Raw genomic sequence first — 8103 nt, forward strand, 5'->3', positions numbered from 1 at the left:
CAACGCCAAAAACACCTACGACCCCACCCACACCCTCACCCCCGGCCACAACATCTTCCCCTAACCCCACACCACACCACACACACAACAAGAAAAGGGAATTCGGCGATTCACCGGATTCCTCTGCCGCACCCGTCGAGCGAAAGGACCGATTTCCCGTGCGTGCCATTCACCACACCGACCGGACCATCCTCAACCACCCCGCCCACGCCGTCTGGAACGCTCTCGTCGACGAGCTCAACGGCAGGACGACGTGGTGGCACCCGCACAACACCCACCGACCCGGGTCCACCGGCCCGCAGCAGACCGGCGGCACCACCACGACCACCGTCCACCCGGCGGGTGTCGGGAAGCCCGGTCCCAAGCTGCGGTTCACCTCGACCACCACGCAGGTCGTCCCGGACGCCGAGCTCACCCAGTCCCACACCGGCCACTTCCAGGGCACGACGACCTACCGGCTCACGCCCCACAACAACGGCGCCCAGACGCTGCTGACGATCACCTTCGCCACCGACCCGCACGGCCTGGCCAAGTTCTTCCACAAGCTCACGAACCTCACGACCAAGCACACCACCGCCACCCAGCACGCCCTCAGCAACCTCCGCCGCCACCTCGACAACCAGAAGTAGGAACCGCCACCGGAGAAGGAGGCCCCAGTGACCGTCACCGAAATCCCCGTGCTCCCCGCCCGGCACGCCGTCACCACCACCGACCACACCGCGACGACCGACGACCACGCGCACCTCGCCATCACGGTCCACCAGCCGGGCGAGCCCGATCCGGGCCGGCCGCTGGTGCTGCTGGTCCACGGCTGGGCCGCCTCCCGGACCGTCTGGCACGCCACCGCGCAGCAGCTCGCGGCGGCCGGGCACACGGTGGCCACGTACGACCAGCGCGGTCACGCCTCGTCGACGTCCGGGCGGGAGCCGATCAGCATCGAGCGGTTGGCGCGGGACCTGGACACCGTCGTCGGGACGCTCACCACGCCGGAGCGGCCGGTCGTGGTGGTGGGGCACTCGGGCGGCGGGTACGCGGCGCTGGCCTGGGCGGCGGGACTGCCGGCCGGGAACGGCGGGGCAAGTGTCGGGCGGTTGGCGGGTCTTGTGCTCGTGTCGACGGCCTCGCACGGGCAGATCACGCCGGCGAGCGAGGTCAGGATGATGGGGTCGAAGCTGTTCAGCCGGGCGCTGCGGACGCCGTGGCTGGGCCGTCGGCTGCTCGGTGGGACGCACGGGCCGGCTGCTTCGCTGTCGGTGCGGGAGGCCAACCGCCGGTTGTTCGCCGCCACGTCGCCGGCGACCCGGGCCGCGTGCTTCGCGTCGACGCAGGAGATGGACCAGCGCGCGGGTCTGGCCGGGATCACCGCGCCGACCGCGGTCATCACCGGCACCGAGGACAAGATCGTGAAGCCCGAGTTCAGCCGGGAGCTCACGTCGGCGCTGCCGCACGCCGAGCTGCACCGGATTCCCGGCACCGGTCACATGGTGCCGCTGGAGACTCCCCAGCACATCGCGCACCACGTCCACCTGCTGGTCGCGGCCGGCCGCTGACGACCGTGACCACCACCGCCCCGGCCGGCGTCCTGGCCGCGCTGCTCCCGCCCCACGTCCACTGTGCCGAGGCTTTCGGCGTCCCGTCCGAGGGCCGGCTGCTGCCGTCGGAGGCGGCGTACATCCGGGACCGGTCGCCGCGCCGCCGCCGGCAGTTCGCCACCGCCCGGACGCTCGCCCGCCAGGTGCTCGGTGTTCTCGGGCATCCGCCGGTGCCGCTGCTGCCCGGGCCGGGCGGGGCGCCCCGGTGGCCGGCGGGCGTCACGGGCAGCATCACCCACACGGACGGTTACACGGCCTGCGCCGTCGCCGGCACCGGGCGGCTGGCCTCGCTCGGGATCGACGCCGAGCCGGCGCGGCCGCTCCCGCGGGGTGTGCTCCAGCTGGTCAGCAGCGAGGCCGAGCGCAGCGCCCTGGCCTTGCTGCCGGAGGGCCGGGTCCCTTGGGACACGGTGCTGTTCAGCGCCAAGGAGGCCGCCTACAAGGCCGTCCATCCGCTGACGGGCACCTGGGCCCCGCTCGCGGCCATCTCCGTCGCCGTGTACGCCGACGGTACGTTCACGGCCCGGCACCCGCACCACCCGGCCGTCCGCACCGGCACCTGGGGCGTGCACCGCGGCACGGTGGTCACCGCGCTCGCTCTCCCGCCGTCCCGGGCTGCCGCCGCATGAGACGCGCTGCCGTCCGTGGACCGTCGACGCCCCGCCCCTTGCTGGGCACCGGTACGGCCGGTGCCGAACGAGGGGCGGGGCTGTGGGGTTTCACTCCGTTCCGGGTGGTGCGCGGGGAAGGGCCGTCTCCCCGGTGTCCGGGCCGGACCGGGCCGGGCGGCCTCCGGGGAGCCGGCCGCCGGGGGGCCGGTCAGGCCGACGTGGTCGGGGCACCGGGGCGGTCGTCCTGGCGCGCGACGGCCACCGACCACTGCGGAAAGTGCGCCACGGGAATCGCGGAGGATCCGGCGGAGTCGGGGCGGAACGACGCCGCGGGGAGGAACACGACGCGGCAGCGTCGGCACAGCCAGGTCGCCCGCCGCACCCGGTGGAGCTGCTGCCACTGCTCGTAGGTCCGCGGCCACTGGTCCGCCGTGCCGCTCCGGCGGGAGGTGGCCGCGGCGGGTCACGGTGCCAGGGCGCCTCCGGGGGCGAGGGCGAGCTCGGTGAAGCGCTCCGCGATGAGACGGTGGGCCTCCGGGGAGGGGTGGAGGCCGTCGGGGAGCGGGTGGGCGTCGTGGTCGGGCTCGCCGTAGAGGGCCAGGCCGTCCAGGTGGTGCAGGTGCTGGTCGCCGTCGGCCCGGCGTTCGGCGACGATGCGGGCCAGTTCGGCGCGGATGACGGTGAGGGTGAGCCGGCCGGCGGCCACGTCGGCGGGGTCGCCGGTGGCGCGGAAGCGCAGGGTGCCGCTGCTGAAGTCGGGGGCGAGCGGGCCCGGCACGGTTTCGTGGAGCGGGCAGAGCAGCGGGGAGACGATCAGCACCGGTGTGGTCGGGTGGCCGTCCCGGACGGTGTCCAGGAAGCCGTGGACGGCCGGGGTGAAGGCGCGCAGCCGCATCAGGTCGGTGTTCACCAGGTTGATGCCGAGCTTGAGGCTGATCAGGTCCGCGGGGGTGTCGCGGATGGCGCGCGCGGTGAAGGGGTCGAGCAGGGCGCCGCCGCCGAAGCCGAGGTTGGTCAGGTCCAGGCCGGCGCCGTTGGCCACCAGGGCGGGCCAAGTACCGGTGGGGTGGGCGGCGTTGGAGCCGTGGCTGATCGAACTGCCGTGGTGCAGCCAGTGCTTGCGGGTGCCGGTGGGGATCGGCTCGATCGGGGCGTCGGTGTCGAGGGCGATCAGTTCGGTGGTCTCGGTGTGCGGGAGCCAGATCTCGACGGTCTTGTCGCGGTCCGGCAGGCCGGTGAACCGGGCGCTGCCGGACGGTCCTTCGGTCAGTTCGAAGCGGCCGGTGGCGAGGTCGACGGTGCGCAGGTTGCCGCCGGGGACGGTGCTCTGCGCGGTGAGCCGGCCGTCCACCAGGAGGTCGTGGACGCCGTCCGGGACGTTCGGGACGCCCGGGTAGGCGCGCTTGGTGGGGACGGCGTGCAGCGTGACGGTGGTGGCGCGGGTGCGGAAGGCGAGCCGGACGCCGGAGGGCTGGGACTCGGCCATCGCGAGCTGTTCGTCGGGGATCCGCCGGCGGGCGGCGGCGGGCAGGCGGTGCGGCAGCAGGCCGCGGGCGGTGTGTTCGAGGTCGAGGTGGCCGTGGAGGAGGGCCTCGGTGACGGGGGTGGTGATCGTCGTCATGGTGCTGCTCTTCGGTTCGTCGGGGCGTGCGGAGGGGGTGGATCAACCGCTCGTGCGGGGCCCGCCGGCGCGCAGCAGGGCGTCGAGGGAGTCGATGATCCAGTCCCAGGACTGTTGCGGGTCGACGGCGGTGTGGCTGAACCCGCCGGCCGCCTCCAGGCTGATGTAGCCGTGGAAGACGCTGCCGAGCATGCGCACCGCGTGGGTCTGCTCGGGCTCGCCCAGGTCGTAGCCGCGCAGGATCGCCCTGGTCATCTGGGCGTGCCGGACGCCCGCGCTGGCGGCGGCCGTCGCGGCGTCCAGGCGCAGCCGGGTGGCGTCGTAGCGGCCGGGGTGGCGGGCCGCGTAGTCGCGGTAGGCGTCCGCGAAGGCGGCGAGGGCGTCGCGGCCCGCCCGTCCGGCGAGGGCGTCGGCGACGAGGTCGGCGAGTTCCTCCAGGGCGTACAGGGCGATCCGGGTCTTGAGGTCGTGGGAGCTCTTGACGTGGGAGTAGAGGCTGGCCGTCTGGACGCCGAAGCCGCGGGCGACCGCGGCGACGGTCACCTGGTCGAAGCCGACCTGGTCGGCGAGTTCGGCGCCCGCGACGACCAGGCGTTCGACGGTCAGCCCTGCCCTTGCCATGTGCGTTCTCCCGTACGGTCGCGTCGGCTGTCTACGGACAGTATGGGATTGCCTAAATGGATTAGGCAAATGGAAAAATACCCCGCTCAGCCCGCTCAGCCCGCTCAGCCCGCCAGGATCACCGTCTCCGCCGGCCCCGAGAAGCCCGCCTGCTGCGACGGGGTGCCCGTGGCCGCCGTCCGGCGGTGCTCCTGCGGGCTGACGCCGCGCACCCGCTTGAAGGCCGCCGAGAGGGCGAAGGCATTGCTGTAGCCGACCTTGCGGGCCGCGAAGGCGACGGTGCACTCGGGCTCGCGCAGCAGGTCGGCGGCGACCGCCAGGCGCCAGCCCGCCAGGTACGCCATCGGGGGCTCCCCGACCAGGGCGGTGAAGCGGCGGGCCAGACCGGCCCGGGAGACCCCGACCCGCTGGGCCAGTTCGGCGACCGTCCAGGCGGTGGCCGGGTCGTCGTGCATCATCCGCAGCACCGGGCCGACCACCTGGTCGTGCTGGGCGCGGTACCAGGCGGGGGCGCCGGAGTCGGGGGCGGCCAGCCAGGCGCGCAGCACGGAGACCACCAGGAGGTCCAGGATGCGGTCCAGGACGAGTTCCTGGCCGGGCTCGTTGCGCCCTATCTCGGCGGCCAGCAGGTGCACCAGGGTGTCGTCGGCACCGGTGCCTGCCGGGCGGACCAGCAGTGCGGGCAGGCAGCCGAGCAGCCGCTGGCCGATCTCGTGCTCGGCCTGGTAGGTGCCGGACAGCACCACCGAGGAGGCCCGGTCGCCCTCCCGGCCCTGGCCCCAGGTCCGGACGCCGAGCGACATCACCTCGGAGACGTCCACCCCGCCCTTGGTGCAGACCTGGCCCGGGCCGACGATCACGTCCACCGGGGTGTCGGGGTCGTCCGCCACGGTGTACGGCTCCGGGCCGCGCACGATCGCCACGTCACCCGGGTGCAGCAGCAGCGGAGTGCCGCGCTCGGGCAGGATCCAGGCGTCGCCGCGGACCATCGTCACCACCGAGAGCGGGGCCCGGTCCTCGATCCGCAGCGACCACGGCGGGGTGAGGATGGAGCGCAGCAGGAACGCGCCACGGGCCTTGGGGCCGTCGAGGAGTCCCGTCAGAGTGTCCATGAAGCCAAGTGTAGACGGCGGGACATCATTTGACGCTTCGTCATTTGAGAGACTCTTGAGTGATCGAGGTGGCTCGCACCGCCCGGATGCCGGATGATCTGCGCACGGGGGTACGGACCGAAACACGGCGACCGCGGTACGGCGACACCGGCTGCGAGAAGTGAGGGGCTCACGACGATGGAAACGGCACGCACACTCGTCCTGGTGGCGGCCACGGTCACCTGTGGACTGACCGCGGGACTGTTCTACGGCTACTCGTGCTCGGTCATGCCGGCACTCGCGCGGGTCGACGACCGCACCTTCATCGAGGTCATGCAGCGCGTCAACAAGGCGATCCTGAACGGCTGGTTCGTCCTCGGCTTCGTCGGCGCCCTGCTCGCCACCGCGGCGGCGGTCGCCCTGCACCTGCCCTCGGACGGGCACGACGTCCTGCCCGCGACCATCGCCGCGCTGGTGCTGTACGTCGCGATGATCGGGGTCACCCGCTCGGTCAACATCCCGCTGAACGACGAGCTCGAAGCCGCCGGGTCGGCCCAGCGGATCGCCGACCCGGCCGCGGTGCGCAGCCGCTTCGAGGCGCGCTGGGTGCGCTTCAACGTGCTGCGCGCCCTGCTGTCGACCGGCGCCCTGGCCTGCCTCGCCTGGGCGCTCGTCCTCAACGGGCAGAGCTGACCGGGCCCGGACCCGCTCGACGGGCGGGCCCGGCCGCGCCGCCCGCCGCCGCCACCCTCTGCCGCTGACCGGACTCAGCCGCAGAGGGTGGCGAAGCCGTACCCGCGCGCCTTGAGCGTGGAGATGATCCCCGGCAGCGCGGCCACCGTCTGGCTGCGGTCGCCGCCGCCGTCGTGCAGCAGGATCACCGAACCGGGACGGACGTTGTTCAGCACCCGCGACCTGATCGCGGCCGCGCCGGGGCGGGACCAGTCCGCCGGGTCCACCGACCAGAGCACGATCTGCTTGCCGAGTGCCGCGGCCTTCGAACGCACCGTGCCGTTGACGGCGCCGTACGGCGGGCGCAGGCAGCTCGGGGTACGGCCGGTCTGCGCGCGGATGACCTTGTCGGTGTCGGCCACCTGCGCGTTGAGCGCGGCCGCGGAGAGCCTGCTCAGGTCCGGGTGGGACCAGGAGTGGTTCTGCACGCTGTGGCCCTGCCTGGCGACCTGCGCGGTCACCGCGGGGTGGGCGGAGACGTTCTGCCCGATCTCGAAGAAGGTCGCGCGCACCCCGTACCGGCCCAGCGTCGCCAGGACCTTGGACGTGTAGGCGGGGCTGGGGCCGTCGTCGAAGGTCAGGTAGACCACCTTGCCGCCCTTGGCGCCGGCCGCCTGCGCCTCGGCGGCCGGCAGGGTGACCGCCGCTCCCGCCGCCAGGGCGACGACCAGTGCGCCGATCACGGTCCGGAACCTGCCAACTGCCCTGCGCCTGACGGGTGGTACGGACATGCCTGCCCCCTGCGGTCGGAACTCCCGTGCACCGGCCAGTCTGCGCCCGCGGGCCCGTCCGCCGCGACCCTTCGTCGGTCGCGAGCGAACGGAATCGGCCAGTCGGGCGCCGGGTGGTGGCTGCCGGGCGACAGTTGCCCGTCGGCAGGCCGAAGGCCCCCGACGGGATCCGTCGGGGGCCTTCGGGGGCCGTCGGGATCCGTCGGGGGCCCTGTGCGGGGCCGGCGTTCAGCGCCCGGCGCGGCCGTGCAGCACCAGGGAGCGGGTCAGGGCGAGCAGGCCGCCGGCGCAGAGCGCGGTGCGGACCATGTTGACCGGGACCCAGGTGTCCGCGAACTTGGCCCGCACGGCGGCGAGGTCGTGGATCTGCGCCGCGTCGCCGGCCGCCGCCAGCTCGTTGTTGAGCGGGATGTTGACGCCCATGGTGACGATCAGCGCCACCACGTACAGCAGCGTCGCGGCCGCCGCCCAGAGCGCCGCCTGCCGCCGGCCGGCCTTGTGCTGGCGCCAGGCGGCGATGCCGGTGGCGAGGAAGGCGCCGATGAAGACCAGGCCGAACAGCCCGTTCCCGTCGATCGACTTGTTGATGTGCTGCATCGCCGTCACGTAGGTGCCGTCGTCGCCCTCCGCGAGGCCCGGCATCACCGAGACGTCGAAGGCGAAGAACAGTCCGGCCATCAGGCCCATCGCGATGGTGGCGCCCACCAGGAGCGGGCCGGCGGCCTTGCTCCGGGTGCCGGGCACGGCCGGGGCCGTGCCGCCCGGCGCGAGGCCGGTGAAGGACTGTGCGGCGGTGTAGGAAGCAGGGGTCGCGGTCTGGTTCGAGCGCATGGGTATTCCTTCGGTCTCCCCGGTCCCCGCCCGGTGCGGGGACTCTCCCGGTGTCCGGGCCGCCGGCCTCCTCACCGCTCCCGGCCGCGGCCGGGTGCTGGTCAGGGGGTCGGTGCCGCCCGGCACCGACGATCTACTGAACTGCCGTACGGACGGCAGGTGTTGCCCTTCCGGATGGTCACGCGTTCCACACGCCGGAGGCGGCGGCCTCGCGGGCGTAGTCGGCGAAGTCCCGCGGCTCACGCCCCAGCGCCCGCCGCACACCGTCGCCCA

The 8103-nt window shown here is 73.6% G+C and carries 9 protein-coding genes and 1 pseudogene; 4 read left to right on the forward strand and 6 right to left on the reverse strand.

Going from position 1 to position 8103, the window contains the following annotated elements; all coding sequences use genetic code 11:
* Window positions 1–158: 158 nt before the first annotated feature.
* Genes ACFVGO_RS38965 through ACFVGO_RS38975 form a run of 3 tightly spaced genes read left to right on the forward strand, consistent with a single transcriptional unit; the run spans window position 159 to window position 2221 of the window.
* The gene (locus ACFVGO_RS38965; protein WP_359914079.1) at window positions 159–629 is read left to right on the forward strand and encodes an SRPBCC family protein; all 471 of its coding nucleotides are present in this window, start codon (window positions 159–161) and stop codon (window positions 627–629) included.
* Window positions 630–656: 27 nt separating this feature from the next.
* Complete coding sequence (locus tag ACFVGO_RS38970; protein ID WP_380636896.1) at window positions 657–1550, forward strand: alpha/beta fold hydrolase; 894 nt, start codon at window positions 657–659, stop codon at window positions 1548–1550.
* A 5-nt stretch (window positions 1551–1555) separates the two neighbouring features.
* Window positions 1556–2221, forward strand: coding sequence for a 4'-phosphopantetheinyl transferase (locus ACFVGO_RS38975; RefSeq protein ID WP_380636898.1), 666 nt, complete (start codon window positions 1556–1558; stop codon window positions 2219–2221).
* A 445-nt stretch (window positions 2222–2666) separates the two neighbouring features.
* On the opposite strand, the gene ACFVGO_RS38980 is transcribed toward ACFVGO_RS38975, so the two are convergent.
* The 3 genes from ACFVGO_RS38980 to ACFVGO_RS38990 all read right to left on the reverse strand — a co-directional run bounded on the left by ACFVGO_RS38980 (window position 2667) and on the right by ACFVGO_RS38990 (window position 5557).
* Complete coding sequence (locus ACFVGO_RS38980) at window positions 2667–3824, reverse strand: GDSL-type esterase/lipase family protein (RefSeq protein ID WP_359914088.1); 1158 nt, start codon at window positions 3822–3824, stop codon at window positions 2667–2669.
* 42 nt (window positions 3825–3866) lie between these two features.
* Complete coding sequence (locus tag ACFVGO_RS38985; RefSeq protein ID WP_359914091.1) at window positions 3867–4445, reverse strand: WHG domain-containing protein; 579 nt, start codon at window positions 4443–4445, stop codon at window positions 3867–3869.
* 104 nt (window positions 4446–4549) lie between these two features.
* Window positions 4550–5557, reverse strand: coding sequence for an AraC family transcriptional regulator (locus ACFVGO_RS38990; protein ID WP_359914094.1), 1008 nt, complete (start codon window positions 5555–5557; stop codon window positions 4550–4552).
* 177 nt (window positions 5558–5734) lie between these two features.
* On the opposite strand from ACFVGO_RS38990, the gene ACFVGO_RS38995 reads away from it, so the two are divergent.
* Entirely contained in the window at window positions 5735–6229 is a 495-nt protein-coding gene (locus ACFVGO_RS38995; RefSeq protein ID WP_380359050.1) for a DUF1772 domain-containing protein, read from the forward strand.
* Between the two features lie 74 nt (window positions 6230–6303).
* Here ACFVGO_RS38995 and ACFVGO_RS39000 read toward each other — a convergent pair whose 3' ends face one another.
* The 3 genes and pseudogenes from ACFVGO_RS39000 to ACFVGO_RS39010 all read right to left on the reverse strand — a co-directional run.
* A complete protein-coding gene (locus ACFVGO_RS39000) occupies window positions 6304–6951 on the reverse strand; it encodes a polysaccharide deacetylase family protein (RefSeq protein WP_359914100.1) in 648 nt (215 codons plus the stop codon).
* Between the two features lie 276 nt (window positions 6952–7227).
* Window positions 7228–7830: a DUF1772 domain-containing protein gene (locus ACFVGO_RS39005; RefSeq protein WP_380636902.1), complete on the reverse strand. Its 603-nt coding sequence runs from the start codon at window positions 7828–7830 to the stop codon at window positions 7228–7230.
* Between the two features lie 178 nt (window positions 7831–8008).
* Window positions 8009–8103: pseudogene (locus ACFVGO_RS39010) on the reverse strand (NmrA family transcriptional regulator); the annotation flags it as partial.

The organism is Kitasatospora sp. NPDC057738, from assembly GCF_042798815.1.
Taxonomy (GTDB): Bacteria; Actinomycetota; Actinomycetes; order Streptomycetales; family Streptomycetaceae; genus Kitasatospora; species Kitasatospora lactacystinica.

What these genes read in the sequence shown, in the direction of transcription:
- ACFVGO_RS38980 (WP_359914088.1), bottom strand. Translation starts at nt 3,824, where the DNA reads ATGACGACGATCACCACCCCCGTCACCGAGGCCCTCCTCCACGGCCAC.
- ACFVGO_RS38985 (WP_359914091.1), bottom strand. Translation starts at nt 4,445, where the DNA reads ATGGCAAGGGCAGGGCTGACCGTCGAACGCCTGGTCGTCGCGGGCGCC.
- ACFVGO_RS38990 (WP_359914094.1), bottom strand. Translation starts at nt 5,557, where the DNA reads ATGGACACTCTGACGGGACTCCTCGACGGCCCCAAGGCCCGTGGCGCG.
- ACFVGO_RS38995 (WP_380359050.1), top strand. Translation starts at nt 5,735, where the DNA reads ATGGAAACGGCACGCACACTCGTCCTGGTGGCGGCCACGGTCACCTGT.
- ACFVGO_RS39005 (WP_380636902.1), bottom strand. Translation starts at nt 7,830, where the DNA reads ATGCGCTCGAACCAGACCGCGACCCCTGCTTCCTACACCGCCGCACAG.